17 protein-coding genes are annotated in these 19,493 nt (G+C 68.9%); 16 read left to right on the top strand and 1 reads right to left on the bottom strand.

Annotation, left to right across the window (positions count from 1 at the left end; all coding sequences use genetic code 11):
• Positions 1 to 7 precede the first annotated feature (7 nt).
• On the bottom strand, positions 8 to 955 hold the full coding sequence (locus ACA097_RS01090; RefSeq protein WP_371367918.1) for a LysR family transcriptional regulator: 948 nt from the start codon (positions 953 to 955) through the stop codon (positions 8 to 10).
• 279 nt (positions 956 to 1,234) lie between these two features.
• Between ACA097_RS01090 and ACA097_RS01085 the strand changes: the two genes are divergently transcribed.
• The 16 genes from ACA097_RS01085 (at position 1,235) to bcsG (ending at position 19,491) form a co-directional block, all read left to right on the top strand.
• Positions 1,235 to 2,176 (top strand): VOC family protein, encoded by a 942-nt coding sequence (locus ACA097_RS01085; RefSeq protein ID WP_371367916.1) that lies wholly within the window; start codon positions 1,235 to 1,237, stop codon positions 2,174 to 2,176.
• A 3-nt stretch (positions 2,177 to 2,179) separates the two neighbouring features.
• Positions 2,180 to 2,530: a Rieske 2Fe-2S domain-containing protein gene (locus tag ACA097_RS01080; protein ID WP_043251907.1), complete on the top strand. Its 351-nt coding sequence runs from the start codon at positions 2,180 to 2,182 to the stop codon at positions 2,528 to 2,530.
• A gap of 138 nt (positions 2,531 to 2,668) precedes the next feature.
• Positions 2,669 to 3,793, top strand: a complete 1,125-nt coding sequence (locus ACA097_RS01075) for an FAD-dependent oxidoreductase (RefSeq protein ID WP_371367913.1) — start codon at positions 2,669 to 2,671, stop codon at positions 3,791 to 3,793.
• Positions 3,794 to 3,880: 87 nt separating this feature from the next.
• Positions 3,881 to 5,563: a DUF1302 domain-containing protein gene (locus ACA097_RS01070; protein WP_371367911.1), complete on the top strand. Its 1,683-nt coding sequence runs from the start codon at positions 3,881 to 3,883 to the stop codon at positions 5,561 to 5,563.
• Between the two features lie 14 nt (positions 5,564 to 5,577).
• Positions 5,578 to 6,945, top strand: a complete 1,368-nt coding sequence (locus ACA097_RS01065; protein ID WP_371367909.1) for a DUF1329 domain-containing protein — start codon at positions 5,578 to 5,580, stop codon at positions 6,943 to 6,945.
• 123 nt (positions 6,946 to 7,068) lie between these two features.
• Positions 7,069 to 8,124: a WD40/YVTN/BNR-like repeat-containing protein gene (locus ACA097_RS01060; protein WP_371367907.1), complete on the top strand. Its 1,056-nt coding sequence runs from the start codon at positions 7,069 to 7,071 to the stop codon at positions 8,122 to 8,124.
• 3 nt (positions 8,125 to 8,127) lie between these two features.
• A complete protein-coding gene (locus ACA097_RS01055) occupies positions 8,128 to 10,611 on the top strand; it encodes an RND family transporter (RefSeq protein WP_371367905.1) in 2,484 nt (827 codons plus the stop codon).
• A 138-nt stretch (positions 10,612 to 10,749) separates the two neighbouring features.
• Positions 10,750 to 11,940, top strand: coding sequence for an MFS transporter (locus ACA097_RS01050; protein WP_371367903.1), 1,191 nt, complete (start codon positions 10,750 to 10,752; stop codon positions 11,938 to 11,940).
• On the top strand, positions 11,937 to 12,710 hold the full coding sequence (locus ACA097_RS01045) for an SDR family NAD(P)-dependent oxidoreductase (RefSeq protein WP_371367901.1): 774 nt from the start codon (positions 11,937 to 11,939) through the stop codon (positions 12,708 to 12,710). Before ACA097_RS01050 ends, ACA097_RS01045 begins: the two co-directional genes overlap by 4 nt.
• Before the next feature lie 11 nt (positions 12,711 to 12,721).
• Positions 12,722 to 13,294, top strand: a complete 573-nt coding sequence (locus ACA097_RS01040) for a cupin domain-containing protein (RefSeq protein ID WP_371367899.1) — start codon at positions 12,722 to 12,724, stop codon at positions 13,292 to 13,294.
• Positions 13,291 to 14,283: a fumarylacetoacetate hydrolase family protein gene (locus ACA097_RS01035; protein WP_371367897.1), complete on the top strand. Its 993-nt coding sequence runs from the start codon at positions 13,291 to 13,293 to the stop codon at positions 14,281 to 14,283. The genes ACA097_RS01040 and ACA097_RS01035 overlap by 4 nt, the downstream gene beginning before the upstream one ends.
• A complete protein-coding gene (locus ACA097_RS01030; protein WP_371367895.1) occupies positions 14,274 to 15,254 on the top strand; it encodes an NAD-dependent epimerase/dehydratase family protein in 981 nt (326 codons plus the stop codon). The genes ACA097_RS01035 and ACA097_RS01030 overlap by 10 nt, the downstream gene beginning before the upstream one ends.
• Complete coding sequence (locus ACA097_RS01025) at positions 15,251 to 16,033, top strand: cyclase family protein (RefSeq protein WP_371367893.1); 783 nt, start codon at positions 15,251 to 15,253, stop codon at positions 16,031 to 16,033. The genes ACA097_RS01030 and ACA097_RS01025 overlap by 4 nt, the downstream gene beginning before the upstream one ends.
• Positions 16,034 to 16,170: 137 nt before the next feature.
• The gene (locus tag ACA097_RS01020; protein WP_371367891.1) at positions 16,171 to 17,709 is read left to right on the top strand and encodes a BcsE family c-di-GMP-binding protein; all 1,539 of its coding nucleotides are present in this window, start codon (positions 16,171 to 16,173) and stop codon (positions 17,707 to 17,709) included.
• On the top strand, positions 17,706 to 17,906 hold the full coding sequence (locus ACA097_RS01015) for a hypothetical protein (protein ID WP_371367889.1): 201 nt from the start codon (positions 17,706 to 17,708) through the stop codon (positions 17,904 to 17,906). Before ACA097_RS01020 ends, ACA097_RS01015 begins: the two co-directional genes overlap by 4 nt.
• Positions 17,899 to 19,491: a cellulose biosynthesis protein BcsG gene (gene bcsG, locus ACA097_RS01010; RefSeq protein WP_371367887.1), complete on the top strand. Its 1,593-nt coding sequence runs from the start codon at positions 17,899 to 17,901 to the stop codon at positions 19,489 to 19,491. The genes ACA097_RS01015 and bcsG overlap by 8 nt, the downstream gene beginning before the upstream one ends.
• Positions 19,492 to 19,493: the final 2 nt, after the last annotated feature.

The following is a 19,493-nucleotide window of genomic DNA, read 5'->3' as shown; positions in this document are numbered from 1 at the left end:
ACAGGCTTCAGGCCATGGCCGCTGCCGGCTCGGCGGCTTCCGCCGGGCGGTCCAGGCGCTGGATGAAGGCGCTGATGCGCTCGCGCAGCCAGCGGTGCATGGGGTCGCCTTCCATGCTGCGGTGCCAGAGCATGTATTCGCGCATCACCGGGATCTGCACCGGCGGCGGCAACATGCGCAGCGGCAGGTACTGGGCGTAGAGCTCGGCGAGGCGGCGGTGCATGGTGGCCACGCGCTGGGTGCCGACCAGCAGCTGGGGCAGGGTGTTGAAGTCGTTGGTGATCACTTCAAGGCGGCGGTTGAAGCCGTACTGGCTCATGAACCAGTCCTCGATGCTCAGGTGCCGGTTGCGCCCGAAGCCCACCGAGATGTGGCCCATCTGCATGTACTGCTCCAGGGTGAGGCTGTCGCCGACCAGGGCGTTGTCGCGCCAGACCACGCAGACGTGTTCCTCCTCGAACAGCAACTGCGCCGGGTGGCCTTCGATGATGTAGCGCTCGGGCACGATCATCAGGTCGATCTCGCCGCGCATCAGCAGCTCGGCGCTGTTGTCGCCGGGGCTGAGCATCTCGAAGGTGATGTGCGGCGCCTCCTGGTGGATGCGCTGGATCACCTGGGCGAAGAGCACGCTGATCAGGTAGTCGGAAGTGATCAGGCGGAAGTGGCGCTTGCTGCTGGCCGGGTCGAACACCGGCTTGGCGGTGATCGACGAGCGAATCGTCAGCAGCACCTCGCGCACCGGCTTGGCCAGTTCGAGGGCGTAGGGAGTGGGCTGCATCTTGCGCCCGACCTGCACCAGCAGCTCGTCCTCGAAGAAGGTGCGCAGGCGGCCCAGCACGCCGCTGGTGGCCGATTGGGTCATGTGCAGGCGTTCGGCGGCGCGGGTGATGTTCTGCTCTTCGAGCAGCACATCCAGCGCCACCAGCAGATTCAAATCCAGGTGGTGGAAGCGCATGGCGATGGCTCAGGCTTGTTGTAGTTATTTTCGCGATACCTTCCTGCCGCACTCCCGATACGTCAACCCCATCGCCACGCCAGTGGGCGGCAATCGCCCGGCGTAGTGCCTGCGCCGCCAGGTATCGCGATTGCCGATGCCTCGCATCCCCACTCGCGATTAGTCAGCGAACTTTCCCCGCTCCACTCTGCGCCCCAGTCGAGCAGCCCCGCGCTGCAGTGACTCACCACCGGCAGCCGTCCCACGGCGCCCAAGCATAATTTCAATGGAGTGGTAGCCATGAACATCCTTGGCCTCGATGCCCTGGTCTTCGGCGTCGACGATATCCAGGCCTGTGCCGATTGCCTGCGCGACTACGGCCTAACGGCCGTGCAACTCGACGAGAACGGCGGGCGCTTCGAAGCGCTCGACGGCACCGCCATCGTCATCCGCCGTGGCGACGATCCGAGCCTGCCGAAAGCGCTCGGCCAGACCCCGTCGCTGCGCGAGACCGTCTACGGCGTGGCCGCCTCCGACGACCTCGACGCCATCGCCGACGAACTGGGCCGCGACCGCGAAGTTCGCCGCGACGCCGAGGGCGTGCTGCACAGCGTCGACGACTTGGGCTTCGCCATCGCCTTCCAGGTCAGCTGCCGCCGCGCGTTCAGCGCGCCAGCCGACCTGACCAACGCCCCCGGCAGCGCGCCGCAGCGCCCGCTCAACCAGCTGGGCATCACCCCTGACATGCCGGCCGTGCCGCGCACCCTGTCCCACGTCGTGTACTTCGTGCCCGATGCCGCCAAGGGCGAGGCCTTCTATCGCGATCGCCTGGGCTTCGTCACCACCGACAGCTTCATCGGTGTCGGCCCCTTCATGCGCACCGCCGGCATGGACGACCACCACTGCCTGTTCATGATCCAGACCCCGCCGCACATGCAGGGCTGCGAGCACTTCACCTTCCACATGGGCAGCGGCACCGAAGTGCTGCTGGCCGGGCGGCGCTTCGAGCAGAAGGGCTGGACCAGCTTCTGGGGCCCCGGCCGCCACCTGCTGGGCTCCAACTGGTTCTGGTACTTCAACAGCCCGCTGGGCTGCCACATCGAGTACGACGCCGACATGGACAAGCACGACGACGCCTGGGCCGCGCGCCAGGCGCCGATGTCGGCGGACAACTCGCAACTCTTCCTCTTCACCTCGCGCGAGAAGTGGGCGCCGGGCGGCCCGCCGCCGAAGCAGGGCTGAGCCATGGACGAGTGCGCGGCGCTGTGCCGTGCCGAGGATGTGGAAGAGGGCCAGGCGCGTGGATTCGACCCGCAGGGACGCGGGCGCGACAGCCTGTTCGCCCTGCGTCACCAGGGGCAGCTGCGGCTCTACCGCAACAGCTGTCCGCACCTGGACGTGCGCATGGAGTACCGCAAGGACCGCTTCCTCTCGGTCGATGGCCAGCGCATCCGCTGCTACGCCCACGGCGCCGAGTTCCTCCCCGACAGCGGGCTGTGCGTCTACGGCCCGTGCCTGGGCGAGTCGCTGCGGGCGCTGGAGTACCGGGTGGAGGACGGCTGGCTGCTAGTGCCGCTGGCGCAACTGGCGCCCTGAGGTATCGCGCGGCGCGATAGGTCGCATCCGAGGACTCGATTAGTCAAATCCCGGCGCCGCCGGGAAGCTGTGCCCAGGCACAGGAAACGGCCGCCCGCACAGCGGAGCGGACAACAAGAACAAGACGTGAGAGATGCCATGAACACTGTGAGCAACGTGCTGATCGTCGGCGGTGGCATTGGCGGGCTGTGCGCCGCCATCGCCCTGCGCCGCAAGGGAATCGCGGTCGAGCTGGTCGAGCTGAAGACCGAATGGACCGTCTATGGCGTGGGCATCATCCAGCAGAGCAACGTGGTCCGCGAGATGCACCGCCTGGGCCTGCTCGACGCCTACCTCGATGCCGCCTACGCCTTCGAGGACGTGGCCATCTACACCACCGACGGCCAGCCCCTGGCGCGCATTCCCGGACAGCGCCTGGCCGGCCCGGACTACCCGGCCAACGTCGGTATCTCGCGCCGTGCCCTGCACAAGGTGCTCAGCGAAACCGCCATCGAGCTGGGCACCCAGGTGCGCCTGGGGACGTCGGTGGAAAGCTTCGAGCAGGACGCTGGCGGCGTGGACGTGCTGTTCAGCGACGGCAGCCAGGGGCGCTATGACCTGGTGGTCGGCGCCGACGGGCTGTTCTCGAAAGTCCGTGGCCTGCTGTTCGGCGACAAGTACCAGCCGCGCTTCACCGGCCAGTCGGTGTGGCGCCACAACTTCAAGCGCGTGGCGCAGATCGACCACCTGGCCAACTACCAGGGACCGTCCGGCAACGCCGGCCTGGTGCCGCTGGCCGACGACCTCATGTACCTCTTCACCACCTCCCACGAGCCGGGCAATCCCTGGATGGACCCGGCCGGCCTGGCCGAAGGACTGCGCCAGCGCCTGGCCGGCTTCGGCGGGCTGATCGGCGAGCTGCGCGAGCAGATCACCGACAGTGCCGAAGTCGTCTACAAGCCGCTCGAAGCGGTGTTCGTCGACGAGCCCTGGTATCGCGGCCGGGTGCTGCTGATCGGCGACGCCGCCCACGCCACCACCCCGCACCTGGGGCAGGGCGCCGGCATGGCCATCGAGGACGCCGTGGTCCTGGCCGAGGAGCTGACCGCCGGCGGAAGCCTCGCCGAGCAGCTGCAGCGCTTCATGGCACGGCGCTTCGAGCGCTGCAAGTTCATCGCCGAGAAGTCCCTGCTGGCCGGCGAGAAGGAAATGCAGCGCGACCCCGCCTTCGACCGCATCGGCCTGGTCAAGCAGATGCTGGAGGTCACCGCGCGCCCCATCTGACCACTCTCGCCCGGCGCGCCCTGCCTTGCCGGCGTGCCGGGGTCATCGCCAACACACACGCACAAGAACAATAAAGAGGTGCCTTCGATGTCGACCCACAAGTCCGCTGGGCAGCCGACGCTGCCCGCGCTCAAACCCCTCGCCCTGGCCGTTTCGATCATCGCCATGGCGGCTGGCCTGCCCGATGCGCATGCCTTCGAATTCGACACCGGCAACCCCGACCTGCGGGCGCGCTGGGACAACACTCTGAAGTACAGCGCCGCCTGGCGCACCGAAGGCCAGAGCAGCAAGCTCACCGAGGGCCAGACCTCGCTGAACCTGGACGACGGCGACCGCAACTTCGACAAGGGGCTGATCTCCAACCGCGTCGACCTGCTCTCGGAGATGGACTTCACGTACAAGGACGTCGGCGCGCGCCTGAGCGGCGCGGCCTGGTACGACGACGTCTACAACCGCGGCACCGACAACAACGACCCGAGCCGCGCCAACGCCTACTCGGTCGATTACGACGAATTCACCGACGACACCCGCACCCTGCACGGGCGCAAGGGCGAGTTGCTCGACGCCTTCGTCTTCGGCAAGACCGAACTGGGCGACATGCCGCTGTCCGGGCGCCTCGGCCAGTACGCCATGCAGTGGGGCGAGAGCCTGTTCTACGGCATGAACGGCATCGCCGGCGGCATGGCGCCGATCGACGTGGTCAAGGGCCTGTCGGTGCCCAACACCCAGTTCAAGGAACTGATCCGGCCGGTCAAGCAGGTCTCCGGCCAGCTGCAGCTGACCCCCGACGTGTCCATCGGCGCCTACTACCAGTTCGAGTGGGAGGCCAACCGCCTGCCGGCCTCCGGCAGCTACTTCTCCACCGACGACTTCTTCGGCGAGGGCAACGAGCGCATGTTCATCGGCGCGCCGCTGTTCCCCGGCGCCCAGCCGCTGGCCTTCTACCACGGCAACGACAAGGAGGCGAAGGACTCGGGGCAGGGCGGCGTGCAACTGCGCTGGCGCACCGAGACGGTGGACTGGGGCGTCTACGCCATCCGCTTCCACGACAAGAACCCGCAGCTGAACGTGCGCCCGGACTTCGCCAACCTCAACCCGCTGACCGGCAAGGCCGGCGAGTACTACTGGGTCTACCCCGAAGGCATCGAGGCCCTGGGCGGCAGCTTCTCCACCACCCTGGGCAACTTCAACGTCGCCGGTGAAGTCTCCACCCGCTGGAACCAGCCGCTGGCCTCCACCAACCAGCACAGCCTGGCGGTGGGCGAGTCGATCAACAACAGCGACGACCCGCTCTACGCCACCGGCCGCACCCTGCATGCCAACTTCTCCTGGCTGGCGAGCCTGGAGCCGAACCTCATCGCGCCCGAGTCGAGCTTCCTCGGCGAGATCGCCTGGAACCGGGTGATGAGCGTCACCAAGAACGCCGATGCGGTGGACCCCAACGCCGACCGCGACGCCACCAGCCTGCGCCTGGTCTACGAGCCGATGTACCGGCAGATCTACCCCGGCCTCGACCTCTCGGTGCCGATCGGCGCGAGCTACACCAACGGCGCCTCCGAGGCGCTGGGCACCGGCTTCGGCACCGACCACGGCGGCGACCTGAACATCGGCCTCAAGGGCAACTACCTGAACACCTGGAACCTGGGCCTGACGTACACGCACTACTACGGCCCGGAGAACACCTTCCTCGACGCCAGCAATAACTACACCTTCGAACAGTCGCTGAAAGACCGCGACTTCATCGCCTTCACCGTCAGCCGCACCTTCTGACCGAGGACTGCCCGATGAAACACAACAACAAAGTCGTTTCCCTGCTCACTGCCTTGAGTGCCTCCCTGCTGTTCGCCCATGGCGCCATGGCTGCCGTTTCCGCCGATGAGGCGGCCAAGCTGAAAACCACCCTCACGCCCCTGGGCGGCGAGCGCGCCGGCAACGCCGACGGCAGCATCCCGGCCTGGACCGGCGGCTTCACCCAGGTCGACCCGGCCTACAAGGACGGCGGCAAGCGCGGCGACCCCTACGCCAGCGACAAGCCGCTTTACACCATCACCGCGCAGAACATGGCGCAGTACGCCGACAAGCTCACCCCGGGCATCCAGGCGATGCTGAAGAAGTACCCCGACAGCTACCGCCTGGAGGTCTACCCGACCCACCGCAGCGCCGCCGCGCCGCAGTCGGTGTACGACGCCACCTTCGCCAATGCCACCAGCGGCAAGCTGGTCGACGGCCCGGCCGGACCGATGCCGGAGAGCGCCGCCGGCGGCATCCCGTTCCCGATTCCGCAGAGCGGTGTCGAGGCCATCTGGAACCACCTGCTGCGCTGGCGCGGCGCGTCCTGGCACGCGAGCTTCACCCAGTACCTGACCACCGCAGACGGCAAGCACGTGCTGACAAACGATTCGCGCGCCGACCTGCAGATGCCTTGGTACCTGCCCGGCGGCAGCGGCGAAAAGGGTGTGTTCTGGTCGATCCGCATGATCAACGACGGCCCGCCGCTGCGCGCCGGCGAGGCCATCACCGGGCTTGAGAACCTCAACGCCGACAAGGCCTCGGTCTGGACCTACCTGCCCGGCCAGCGCCGCGTGCGCCGCCTGCCCAACGCCTGTTGCGACACGCCGACGCCGGCCACCGCCGGGGTCATGAGCTTCGACGAGCTGTACGTGTTCAACGGCCGCGTCGACCGCTTCGACTGGAAGCTGGTGGGCAAGAAGGAGATGTACATCCCCTACAACGCCAACAAGGTGTTCACCGCCAGCGGCCCCGAAGCGCTGCTCGACGCGCACCACCTGAAGTCCGACACCCTGCGCTGGGAGAAACACCGCGTCTGGGTGGTGGAAGCGACCTTGAAGAGCGGCCAGCGCCACGTGATGCCCAAGAGCACCTACTACCTCGACGAGGACACCTGGGCCGCCGTGCTCGGCGAGCGCTACGACGCCCGCGGCCAACTGGCCAAGGTGCTCTGGACCTCGCCGGTGGTGCTGCCCGACCTGCCGGGCGTGGTGACCCTCACCAACGGCTTCTACGACCTGCTCTCCGGGGCCTGGTTCGCCGGTGACCTGTTCGCCGGGAAGAACGAGCAGTACCGCATCGTGCCGGCCTACAAGGACTCGGTGTTCACCGCCGACGCCATGGCGGGCGAGGGCGTGCGCTGATCGTTCGCACCGGACTCCTGTAGGAGCGCGCCATGCGCGAATCGCGGGCATGGCCCGCTCCTACGGGGGCCTCGCTGTACCCGGCCCTCGGGCCCGATTACAAGAAAACAAAGGTTGCGTGCGATGAAGAAGATGCTTTCCGGCCTGCTGCTGGCGGCCTGCTGCGCGGTGCCGCCGGCCTGGGCGGGCACTGTGGATGTCCTGGCGCAGCCCGCCGTGCTCGGTCCCCAGGCCCTGCAGGCGGTGCTGCAGGACGTGACCCGCGCCGGCGACCGCCTGGTGGCAGTGGGCGAGCGCGGCGTGGTGCTGCTCTCCGACGACAACGGCCGGCACTGGCGCCAGGCGCCGAGTCCGGTGAGCGTCAGCCTGACCGCCGTGCAGTTCGCCGATGCCCGTCACGGCTGGGCCCTGGGCCACGCTGGAGCGGTGCTGCACAGCGACGACGGCGGCGAGCACTGGAGCCTGCAGCTGGACGGCAAGCGTGCCGCCGCGCTGGAACTGCAGGCCGCCGAGGCGGCGGGGGAGGCCGGTCGCATCGCCGCCGCCCAGCGCCTGGTCGCTGACGGCGCCGACAAGCCCTTTCTCGCGCTCAGCTTTTCCGACGCCCAGCATGGCCTGATCGTGGGGGCCTACGGTCTGGCGCTGAGCACCGAGGACGGCGGTCGCAGCTGGCAGTCGCGGATGGGCGATCTTCCCAATCCGCGCGGCTTGCATCTCTACGCCCTGGCCCGGCAAGGCAACGAACTCTACATCGCCGGTGAGCAGGGCCTATTGCTGCGCTCGCGCGATGCCGGCGCTCACTTCGAAGCGCTGCAAGGCCCCTATGAAGGCAGCTACTTCGCCGCCGCCGTGCTGCCCGACGACCGCCTGCTGGTGGGCGGGCTGCGCGGCAAGCTGTTCGCCTCCGCCGACCAGGGTGCGACCTTCCAGGCCCTGGCCAACCCGATCCCGGCATCGCTCAACGGTATCCGTGTCGCCGGCGAGCAACTGCTGCTGGTGAACCAGGCCGGACTGCTCCTGCGCAGCGGCTTGCAAGGCTTCGCCGCGCAGCCGCTTCCGGTCTCCGATGGCCTGCCGCTGACCGCTGCCACCGAGGCCGCCGACGGCACCCTGGTGGCCGTCGGCATGGCCGGCGCGCGCCGCCTGGCTTCCACCTCTTCACCCACCAAGGCGGACTGAACCATGCACGCCCCAACTTCCCCCGCGCCGTCCAGCGGCCGCCTCGACGACTTCGATTCCGCCTCCGGCTCGCTGCTGGAACGCGCGCTGTTCAACCATCGCGGCCTGGTCCTGCTGCTGTGCCTGGCGGCGACTCTGCTGCTGGGCTGGCAGGCCACGCGCCTGACCCTCAACGCCAGCTTCGAGAAGATGATCCCGAAAGAGCACCCCTTCATCCTCGAGTACCTGGCCCACCGCCAGGAGCTGGCCGGCCTGGGCAACGCCGTGCGCATCGCCGTGGCCAACCCGCAGGGCGGCATCTACGACAAGCACTACCTGCAGGTGCTGCAGCAACTCAATGACGAGGTGTACCTGCTGCCGGGCGTGGACCGCGCGGCGATGAAGTCGCTGTGGACGCCGTCCACCCGCTGGACCGGCGTCACCGAGGAAGGCCTGGAAGGCGGCCCGGTGATTCCCGACGGCTACGACGGCGGCAGCGCCAGCCTGGAAGCGCTCAAGCGCAACGTCGAACGCTCCAACGAGATCGGCCAGCTGGTGGCCTTCGACCAGCGTTCGAGCATCCTCTACGTGCCACTGCTGGAGAAGACCCCGGACGGCCAGGCGCTGGACTACACGACCTTTGCCCACGAACTGGAAAGCCTGCGCGGCAAGTACCAGGCGCAGGGCGTGGAGATCCACATCACCGGATTCGCCAAGGTGGTCGGCGACCTCATCGACGGGCTGAAGCAGATCCTGCTGTTCTTCGCCGCCGCCATCGCCATCACCGCCGCGGTGCTCTACTGGTACACCCGCTGCGTGCGCAGCACCGCGCTGGTGGTGGTCTGCTCGCTGGTGGCGGTGATCTGGCAGCTCGGCCTGCTGCCGCTGCTGGGCTACGGGCTGGACCCGTACTCGGTGCTGGTGCCGTTCCTGGTGTTCGCCATCGGCATGAGCCACGGCGCGCAGAAGATGAACGGCATCATGCAGGACATCGGCCGCGGCATGCATCGCCTGGTCGCCGCGCGCTTCACCTTCCGCCGGCTGTTCCTCGCCGGGCTCACCGCGCTGCTGTGCGACGCCGTTGGTTTCGCCGTGCTGATGATCATCAAGATCCAGGTGATCCAGGACCTGGCGGTCATCGCCAGCCTCGGCGTGGCGGTGCTGATCTTCACCAACCTGATCCTGCTGCCGATCCTGCTGTCCTATATCGGCGTCAGCCCGAAGGCGGCCCGCCGTAGCCTGCGGGCCGAAGAAGCCGAGGCGAGCGGGCAGGGCAAGCATGCTGTGTGGCGCTTCCTCGACCTCTTCACCCGGCGCCGCTGGGCCAGCCTGTGCGTGGTGCTCGCCGCGCTGCTGGCGGCCGGCGGCTACGCGGTGAGCCTCAACCTGAAGATCGGCGACCTCGACGCCGGCGCCCCCGAGCTGCGCCCGGACTCGCGCTACAACCGCGACAACGCCTTCGTCACCGCACACTACGGCGCCAGCAGCGACGTCTTCGCGGTGATGGTGAAGACCCCGGCCGGCGCCTGCTCGAGCTACGACACCCTCAAGCGCGTCGACGACCTCGACTGGCAACTGCGCGGCTTGCCGGGCGTGGATTCGACCAACTCGCTGGCGCTGCTCAACCGCCGCGTGCTGGTCGGCCTCTCCGAAGGCAACCCCAAGTGGTACGAACTGGTGAACAACCAGGCGACCCTGAACATGGTCACCGCCAACGCGCCGCGCGGCCTGTACAACGACGACTGCAGCCTACTGACGCTCTACGCCTTCCTCACCGACCACAAGGCCGACACCCTCAACCGCGTGGTGGACAGCGTGCAGGCCTTCGGCAAGGACAACGATTCCGAGCAGGCGAAATTCCTTCTCGCCGCTGGCAGCGCGGGCATCGAGGCAGCGACCAATATCGTGGTGAAACAGGCCAACCACGACATGCTCTGGTGGGTCTACGGCGCGGTCATCCTGCTCTGCCTGGTGACCTTCCGTTCCTGGCGCGCGGTGCTCTGCGCGGTGCTGCCGCTGGTGCTCACCTCGATCCTCTGCGAGGCACTGATGGTCGCGCTTGGCATCGGCGTGAAGGTCGCCACGCTGCCGGTGATCGCCCTCGGCGTGGGCATCGGCGTGGACTACGCGCTCTACGTCATGAGCATCGTGCTGGCCCAGCTGCGCCAGGGCGTGAGCCTGTCCGAGGCGTATTACCGGGCGCTGCTGTTCACCGGCAAGGTGGTGATGCTGACCGGCGTGACCCTGGCCATCGGCGTCGGCACCTGGATCTTCTCGCCGATCAAGTTCCAGGCCGACATGGGCGTGCTGCTGGCCTTCATGTTCGTCTGGAACATGGTCGGCGCCCTGGTCCTGCTGCCGGCACTCGCCTACTTCCTGCTGCCGCACCGGCAGGCCCGCGCCGAGGCGCTGCCTGCCGCCGCGCACCCCCTGGATGAAGTGCACCACAGCCGCCAGTGCTGCGAGCAGCACGCCGGCCTGCCCCTGGTCGCCGGCCAGGGCCGTTGAGTCCCTCCTACAAGCACAACGACAACGAGGACTGCCCCATGCCTTGCCTGAAGAACCTGCTGCTCGGTCTCTGCGCCGGACTGCGCCAAGGCCTCGCCCAATATGGCGCTTGCCTGTGCTGCAGCGCGGAGGTGCGCAATGAGCGCTGAACGCCGCGCCGGGAGCGCGCAAGCCCTGTTGCTGCTGTTCGGCAGCTGCCTGCCGGTGCTGGGCGCCGTACTGATCGCGCCGGTGCTGCCGCGCATGCAGGCGCACTTCGCCGACACCCCCGGCGCCGCCGTGCTGGTGCCGGTCGCCCTGACCCTGCCGGCGCTGGTGATCGCCTTCCTTGCACCGCTGGCGGGCGTGCTGGCGGACCGCATCGGGCGGCGTTCGCTGCTGCTCGCCAGCATGCTGCTCTACACCCTCTGCGGGCTGCTGCCGCTGTGGCTGGAATCGCTGCCGCTGATCGTCGCCAGCCGCGCCGGCATCGGCCTGGCCGAGGCGGGGATCATGACCTGCTGCACCACGCTGATGGGCGACTACTTCGACGGCCAGCGCCGCGAGCGGCTGTTCGCCCTGCAGATGGTCGCCACTTCGCTGTCCGCCGCGCTGTTCATGGGCCTCGGCGGCGCGCTGGGCGAGAGCGGCTGGCGCACGCCCTTCGCGCTCTATGCCGTGGGCCTGCTGTGCCTGCCGCTGATGGCCGCGTTGCTCTGGGAGCCGCAGGGCCGGCACGAAAAGCCGCTGGCCTCCAGCGACTCGCGCTTCCCCTGGGCCAGCCTGGCGCCGCTGTACCTGCTGACGCTGCTGGCCGGGGTCAGCCTGTTCATCGTCCCCGTTCAAGCCGGCTTCTTGCTGCAGCTGTTGCACGTCGACGCACCGCAGCAGATCGGCATGACCATGGGCGCCAACCAACTCGGCGTGCTCGCCGGGGCGCTGGGTTTCCGCCTGCTCGCTGGCCTGCCGGCGCCGCGCCTGCTGGCCCTGGGCTTCGCCACCGCCGGCGCCGGTGGAGCGCTGATGGCCCTGGCCGACAGCCACGCGCCCGTCGTGGTGGCGGTGCTGGTCAACGGCCTGGGCATCGGCCTGCTGCTGCCGACGCTGATCACCCAGGTGATGCTGCAGGTCGACTTCGCCCAGCGCGGCCGCGCCACCGGCGGCTTCACCGCCTCCATCTTCGCCGGCGAATTCGTCAGCCCGCTGCTGGTGCTGGCGTTGACCGGCGGCGACAACCCGCTGCTGCCGCGCGCGCTGCTGGCGGTCGCCATCGTCCAGCTGGCCCTGGCGCCACTATGCCTGGCTCTGCTGCGCCGCGTGGGCAAGCGCCCGGCATTGGAGGCCGCATGAGCGAGCTCTTTTCGCTAGCCGGCAAGACCGCGCTCATCACGGGCGCCACTCGCGGCATCGGCCTGGCCATTGCCCGCGAATACGGCTGCGCCGGCGCGCGCCTGGTCATCAGCAGCGAGAACGCCGAGGACTGCGCCCACGCCGTTGCTGCGCTGGTCGAAGAGGGCATCGACGCTATCGCGCTGCCCGCCGACCTTCGCGAGCAACAGGCCGTAGCGGCATTGGCCGCGCGGACGCTCGCGCACTTCGGCCGTCTCGACGCGCTGGTGTGCAATGCCGGCGTGGCCCCGCACCTGGGGCCGATCGCCACGGCCAGCGATGCCGACTGGGAGCTGACCTTCACGGTCAACCTGCGCAGCGCGCTCTGGCTGACCGGCGCCTTGCTGCCGGTCATGGCTGAGCACGGCGGCGGCAGCGTGGTGCTGATGGCCAGCATCGCCGGCGTGCGCGGCAACAAGGGCCTGGGCCTGTACGGCCTGTCCAAGGCCGGCCTCGCGCAACTGGCGCGCAACCTGGCGGTGGAGTGGGGGCCGGCGAACATCCGCGTCAACGCCATCAGCCCCGGCGTGATCCACACCGAATTCGCCCGCCCGCTCACCGACAACCCCGAAGTCATGCAGCGCCGCCTGGCGCTCACGCCGCTGCGCCGTGTCGGCCGTGCGGAAGAGGTGGCCGCCCTGGCGCTGCTGCTGGCCGCACCGGGTGGCGCCTTCATCACTGGACAGAACCTCATCGTCGACGGTGGCACGACCATCGGCGACGGCAATTGAAAGGAGACCCCATGCAACAGCTTCCTGCATTCAAGCGCGTCGTCACCGGCCACGACGCCCGCGGCCAGGCGGTGGTCGCCAGCTGTGGCCCCACGCCGAACAACTTCCCGCTCAAGGCAGTGCCCGGCACCGTGTTCTATGAGGTGTGGAACAGCCTCGGCAGCCCGGCCCCGCTGGACAACGGCGACGACCCCACGGCTCGGCCGTTGCAGTTGAGCCCCGGCCCGCTGGGCAGCGTGATCCGCGTGGTCGATATCCCGCCGGACAGCGTGCAGAACCAGGTCAGCGCCGAGGATGCCGCGGCGGCGTTCGCCGAGATCGGCGAAGCCCATGCCGGCACCGGCAAGGCCGAGTCGAAACACAAGTTGATGCACCGCACCGAAACCCTCGACTACGGCATCGTCACCGAGGGCGAGGTGTGGCTGGTGCTGGATGACGGCGAGGTCCACCTCAAACGCGGCGACATCGTGGTCCAGCGCGGCACCAACCACGCCTGGAGCAACCGCACCGAAGCGATGGCGCGGATGGTCTTCATCCTGCTCGACGGCCAGTACGCCGACGCGCTGAAGGAGCTGCTGCCATGAAGCTCGCCACACTGAATGACGGCAGCCGCGATGGCTGCCTGCTGGTGGTCTCCCGCGACCTGCAAAGGGCGGTGGATGCCAGCGGCATCGCGACGACCCTGCAAGCCGCGCTGGATCACTGGAACGCCGTGGAGGCAGACCTGCAGCGGCTCTACCAGCGCCTCAATGCCAACGACGTAGCGGGCGCCTTCGAGCTCGATCCTGCGCGCCTGGCCGCGCCCTTGCCGCGCGCCTGGCAATGGCTCGACGGCTCCTGCTTCCTCAGTCACGGCGAGCTGATGCAGAAGGCCTTCAACCTCGAACCCATCGACGGCGCCGAGAGCATCCCGCTGATGTACCAGGGTGCGGGCGACGACTTCCTCGGCCCGCGTGCCGATATTCCGCTGCCCAGCGAAGCCCACGGCATTGACTTCGAAGGCGAGTTCGCCGTGCTGGTCGACGCGGTGCCCATGGGCTGCCCGGCGGACCAGGCGTTGCGGCATGTGCGCCTGGTCCTGCAACTCAACGACGTCAGCCTGCGCGCCCTGGCGCCGCGCGAGATGAAGACCGGCTTCGGCTTCCTCCAGGCCAAGCCGTCGTCGAGCTTTGCTCCGGTGGCGGTGACCCCGGACGAGCTGGGCGACGCCTGGCGCGAAGGCCGTGTGCACCTGCCGCTGAATGTCGAGTGGAACGGCGAATGGTTCGGCCACCCTCACGGCGGCGCCATGCACTTCGGCTTCCACCAGCTGATCGCGCATGCAGCCATGACGCGCAGACTGAGCGCCGGCACCCTGATCGGTTCGGGCACCGTGTCCAACGCCGACCGCTCGGTGGGCTCGGCCTGCATCGCCGAACGCCGCGCCATCGAGACCATCGCCCACGGCGCGCCGCGCACCGGCTTCATGCGCTTCGGCGACCGCGTGCGCATGGAAGCGAAGGGCGAGGACGGCGAGCCGCTGTTCGGCGCCATCGACCAGCGCGTGGTGCAAGGAGGCCTGCCATGCGCGTGATGGTCACCGGCGCCAACGGCTTCGTCGGCCGCGAGCTGGTGCGTCGCCTGCTGGAGGCGGGCGAGTTGCGCGGCCAGCCCATCGAGGCCTTGCTTTTGCTGGACCGCGAGCTGGACGGCCAGCCGGACGACCGCCGCCTGCGCCGGCATTTCGGCAGCGTCACCGACCCGGCGCTGCTGCGCCGCGCACTGGCCGACGGCATCGACGTGGTCTTCCACCTGGTGAGCATCCCCGGCGGTGCCGCCGAGGCGCAGTACGAGCTGGGCTACCAGGTCAACCTGCAGGCCAGCCTGGAGCTGCTGCAGCAGCTGCGCAGGCGCGAGCGCCCGCCGGTGCTGGTGTACGCCAGCAGCGTGGCCGTCTACGGCGGCGAGCTGCCGGCGCGGATGGACGAAGGCCAGGCGCCGAACCCGCAGCTGTCCTACGCCGCGCATAAGCTGATGGTGGAGACCGCGCTGAACGACCTGGCCCGACGCGGCGAGGTCGACGGTCGCGCCCTGCGCCTGCCGGGCATAGTGGCCCGGCCGCGCGAACCCAACGGCCTGCGCTCGGCCTTCATGAGCGACCTGCTGCACGCCTATGCGGCCGGCGACGCCTACACCTGCCCGGTGTCGCCGCAGGCCACGGCCTGGTGGATGTCGGCGCGCTGCTGCGTCGACAACCTGCTGCACGCCGCCGAGCTGCGCGAGCCCGGCGCCGAGCGCGTATGGCAGCTGCCGGTGCTGCAACTGTCCATCGCCCAGGTGCTCGACGCGCTGGCCGCCGCCTATGGCGAGACCCGCCGCGAGCACATCGCCTTCGCGCCCGACGCGGCGCTGGAAGCGCTGTTCGGCCGTTTCCCGCCGCTGCGCACACCGCAGGCCCGTGCCCTGGGCTTCCGCCACGATGGATCGGCCGCCGCGCTGCTGCGCAATGCCCTCGACCTCTCGCCGCGCCGCCGCGCCGCCGCCCGCAAAGGAGTTTCCGCATGACCCTGAACAAGCGCCGTCTGCTCGACCTGTCCGTGACCCTCGACAACAACCCCTACACCGATCCACCGCCGCTGCTGCCGAAGATCGACTACATGGACCACCAGCAGGGCTGGCCGGAGATGGCCGCGATGTTCCCCGGCCTGCGCAAGGAAGACCTGCCGGGCGACGAGTCCTGGGCTGCCGAGCGCCTGCAGATCACCACCCACAGCGGCACCCACATGGATGCGCCCTGGCACTACGCCTCGACCACCGACGGCGGCCAGCCGGCCTTCGGCATCGACGAGCTGCCGCTGGACTGGTGCCTGCAACCGGGCGTGAAGCTGGACTTCCGCCACCTGCCCGACGGCCATGTGGTGACGGCCGCCGAGGTGGAAGCGGAGCTGGCGCGCATCGGTCATGTCCTGCAGCCCCTGGATATCGTCCTGGTGAACACCCGTGCCGGCAGCCTGTTCGGCAAGCCCGGCTACCTGGAGGCCGGCGTGGGCATGGGCCGCGAAGCCACGCTCTACCTGCTGGAGCGCGGGGTGCGGGTGGTCGGCACCGATGCCTGGAGCTGGGACGCGCCGTTCAAATACACCCGCGAGCGCTTCGCCGAATCGGGCGATGCCTCGATCATCTGGGAAGGCCACAAGGCCGGCCGCGACATCGGCTATGGGCAGATGGAAAAACTGGCCAATCTCGAGCAGTTGCCGCCCGATGGCTTCCTGGTCAGTTGCTTTCCCTACAAGATCCGCCACGCCTCTGCCGGCTTCGTCAGGGCTGTAGCGATTTTCACCTGATCTTCACGGAAATTTCACTCGCGCCTCTCTGAATCGGGTGATTGCGTCTACAGTTCTCTGTGCTCGCCGGTTGGTGGTCGCCTGTTCGACCCGCGCCGGCGCGCACTGATTCGAGGTGGGCGTTCAGGGAGGTGCATGTGCTGGCAGTGACGCTGGGCTTGCCCGGTCTGCCGGAACGGCAGGCCGGACTGCGTGCGGGGGGGTTGTACTGGTTGACCTGCGAGTCGCAGGAGACCGCCGATCGCCTGTGTCGCCAGGTCATCGCCGGGTTGTCCGGCTCGACGCGGGCGTTGCTGGTGAACGCCGCCGGCTCCGTGCGCGAGCTGTTGGCTGGGCTGCCGGAAGAGCAGGGGCCTGGGCGCCTGGGGTTGTTCGACCTGCGGCCGCGCCCGCCCGTGCCGCTGATCCAGGCGCTGCTCAAGGACGTGCCGCGTGTGCGCGAGGGCGACCGGGCGCTGTGGCTGATCCGCGTCTCGCTCAAGGACTGGGACGAGCTGGTGGCCGAATCCCTGGCCGACTGGTGCCGCCGTGCCCAGGCCTGGTTGGCCTCGGTCGGCAGCGCCCTGCTGGTGATCGGCGACCAGCCGCCGCCGGCGCTTCTCGACATCCTGCTGCGCCACAACGACTGCATTTCCGGGCTCGGCCAGGTCTACATCGGCCAGGGCGAGCGGCACCTGCTGCAGCACTTCTGGCGCGGCGATGCGGGGATCAGCGGGCCGCACGACTACCTGATGCCGCGCGAGGGCGAGGGGTTCCGGGTCCTGCCGCGGCCGGAGGCGGAAGAGGGCACGCCGACCGCCGACGACCAACGCCAGGTGCTGGCCCAGGCCGAGGTCCTCGGCGGCGAGGCCTTGCCCACGCCGCTGTGGCAATTGTTCACCGACGTTGCCGAGCTTCTCGACCAGGCCCTGGCCGCGCAGGCGGCGACCGTGGTCTTCGCCCTCGGCAGCAGCGATGACATCCCTGCGCTCGCCGGCCACCTGCACCAGTTGCGCAAGCATTGCGGGCGCTCGCTCAAGCTTGCGGTGCGGGAGGTGCAGCCGTGCCTGCGGCAGAACGACGAGCAATTGCTGCTGGCCAACGGCGCCAACCTGGTGGTGACGGCCGCCGCGCCCTTCCTGCGCTTCCTGGCGTTGCTGCGTTCGATCCAGGGGCAGCGCTGGCAGCGTGTCCTGGCCCCCGAGCCTTCGGCGGTACTGATGCGCCTGCGCCCCTTGCCGCTGCGCGGCAGCCTCTCGCCGCGCGCCTTCGCCGCCGCGGTGAAGAAGATGACCGACAACACCGCCGGCACCGAAGTGCGCAACCAGCTCCTGCGCCTGCAGCCGCTGCCGGCCCTGGATGGCGAGCAGGTCCTGCAGCAGATGCAACTCAGCCGCGATGGCGACCTCGCCTGCGTCGCCGGCGGGCGCGTCTACCTGTTCCTCTTCGCCTGCAGCAGTTCGGCGCTGGACGCGGCCTTGCGCAACGTCTTCCGGCTGCCCTGGCAGGAGTTGCTCGAAGGCTACGAAACGGTGACGCCCTACAGCGTGCTGCCCGGCGTGGAATTCCAGTCCGACAGCATCCCGACGGCGTCGGCCACGCCGGTCGAGCCCCAGGCCGCCGCGCCGGACCACGAGGCGTTCCAGGCCTTGCGCCCGAAGCGCATCGGCCTCTCGACGCTGGAGGAACGCCCATGACCCAGGACCAGCTGCTCTGGGTGATCGGCCTCACCGCGCTGCTGACCGCGCCGGCCGCCGTGCTGCTCTTTGGCTTGGCGAAACGCCTGTGGGCCTGGGGCCGCTGGCAGTTGCCGCCGCGTCATCTGGTGGCGCGCGGCTGGCGCGAAGTGCGCAGGAACGACGACGAACCGGCAAAGGAGGGCGCGCATGAGTGAAGCACTTGCCCCCCGGCAGCAGTGGCACTGGCCGGAGCTCGGGTTGTGGAACCTGTACTTCCTGGTCAAGTTCGTCCTGCTGTGGATGGGCATGCTCGACTTCAACGCCTTGCTCAACCTGCTGCTCGCCGCCGGCGTGCTGCTGCCGCTGCCGGGCGTCTGGCTGCCGCGGTTGCGCCAGCTGATCGCGGTGCCGCTGGGCATCGCACTGTTCTACAAGGACACCTGGTATCCGCCGATCCGCCGGCTGTTCGAGCAGAAGGAAGTGCTGGCCTTCACCCCGGAGTACGTTGCCGACCTGCTCAGCCGCTTCGTCAACTGGGACGTCGTTGGGGTGGTCTTCGCGCTGGTCGTGGCGTTCCTGTTCATCGCGCCCTGGCTGCGCCTGACGCTGCTCAACGTCGCGCTGCTGCTGTGGGTCTACCTGGCCGGCACGCTGCCGGCCTTCAACGTCGCGCCGATCTCGGTGGCCGCCGCCGGCGGTGAGTCGGGTGGCGGGCAGGTGGCCGGCAGCAACGCCATCGACGCCTGGCTCGACCAGTTCTACCGCGAGCAGGCCGGCAAGATGACGCGCTTCCCGGCGCGCAGCGACAAGGGCGAGCCGTTCGACCTGCTGGTGCTCAACGTCTGCTCCCTGGCCTGGGACGACCTGGAGGACGCCGGCATGCGCGACAACGCGCTGTTCCGGCAGATGAGCATCGTCTTCGACAACTTCAACTCGGCCACCTCCTACAGCGGACCGGCGGCCATCCGCATGCTCCGCGCCAGTTGCGGCCAGCCCCGGCACAACGACCTTTACGAGCCGGCCAACGAGCAGTGCATGCTCTTCGACAACCTGGCCAAGCTCGGCTACAGCCCGGAGCTCATGCTCAATCACAATGGCCCGATCACCCGCAAGTACATGACCTTCCTCGCCGGCCAGCACCTGCCGGACCGCTGGATGAACAGCGACGACTTCCCGGCCGCGCTCAAGGCCTACGACGGCGCCAGCATCGCCCGCGACCTGGACGTGCTGCAGGCCTGGTGGGAGCACCGGTTGAAGGAGCCCAAGCCGGCCATCTCGCTGTTCTACAACACCATCACCCTGCACGACGGCAACCGCATCACCAACCCCGACGGCAGCACGCGCCGGGCCTCGTTCCAGGAGCGCGCGAAGACCTTCCTCGGCGACCTGGAACGCTTCATCGACCTGCTGCAGAAAAGCGGTCGCCGCGTAACCCTGGTGCTGGTGCCCGAGCACGGCGCGGCGGTGCATGGCGACCGCATGCAGATTTCCGGGATGCGCGAGATTCCCTCGCGCTCGATCACCCATGTGCCGGTGGGCATCAAGCTCATCAACATGGGCGAGGAGGAGGGCCAGGCGCCGCTGCACGTCACCACGCCAGCGAGCTACCTGGCCGTCTCCGAGCTGATTGCGCGGCTCTACGCCCAGCAGGGCGGGCCGCTCGACCTGCCGGCGCTGATCCACGACCTGCCGACCACGGCGGCGGTCTCGGAGAACTCCGATTCGGCGGTGGTGGAGTTCCAGGGGCTGCCCTACGTGCGCCTGAAAGGGCAGTCGCAGTGGATGCCCTATCCGAAATGAGG

The sequence above is a fragment of the Pseudomonas sp. QL9 genome (genome assembly GCF_041409665.1).
Taxonomy (GTDB): Bacteria; Pseudomonadota; Gammaproteobacteria; order Pseudomonadales; family Pseudomonadaceae; genus Pseudomonas; species Pseudomonas knackmussii.
Note: the sequence above shows the minus strand (reverse complement) of the source record. Positions and strands in the feature narration are given on the sequence as shown.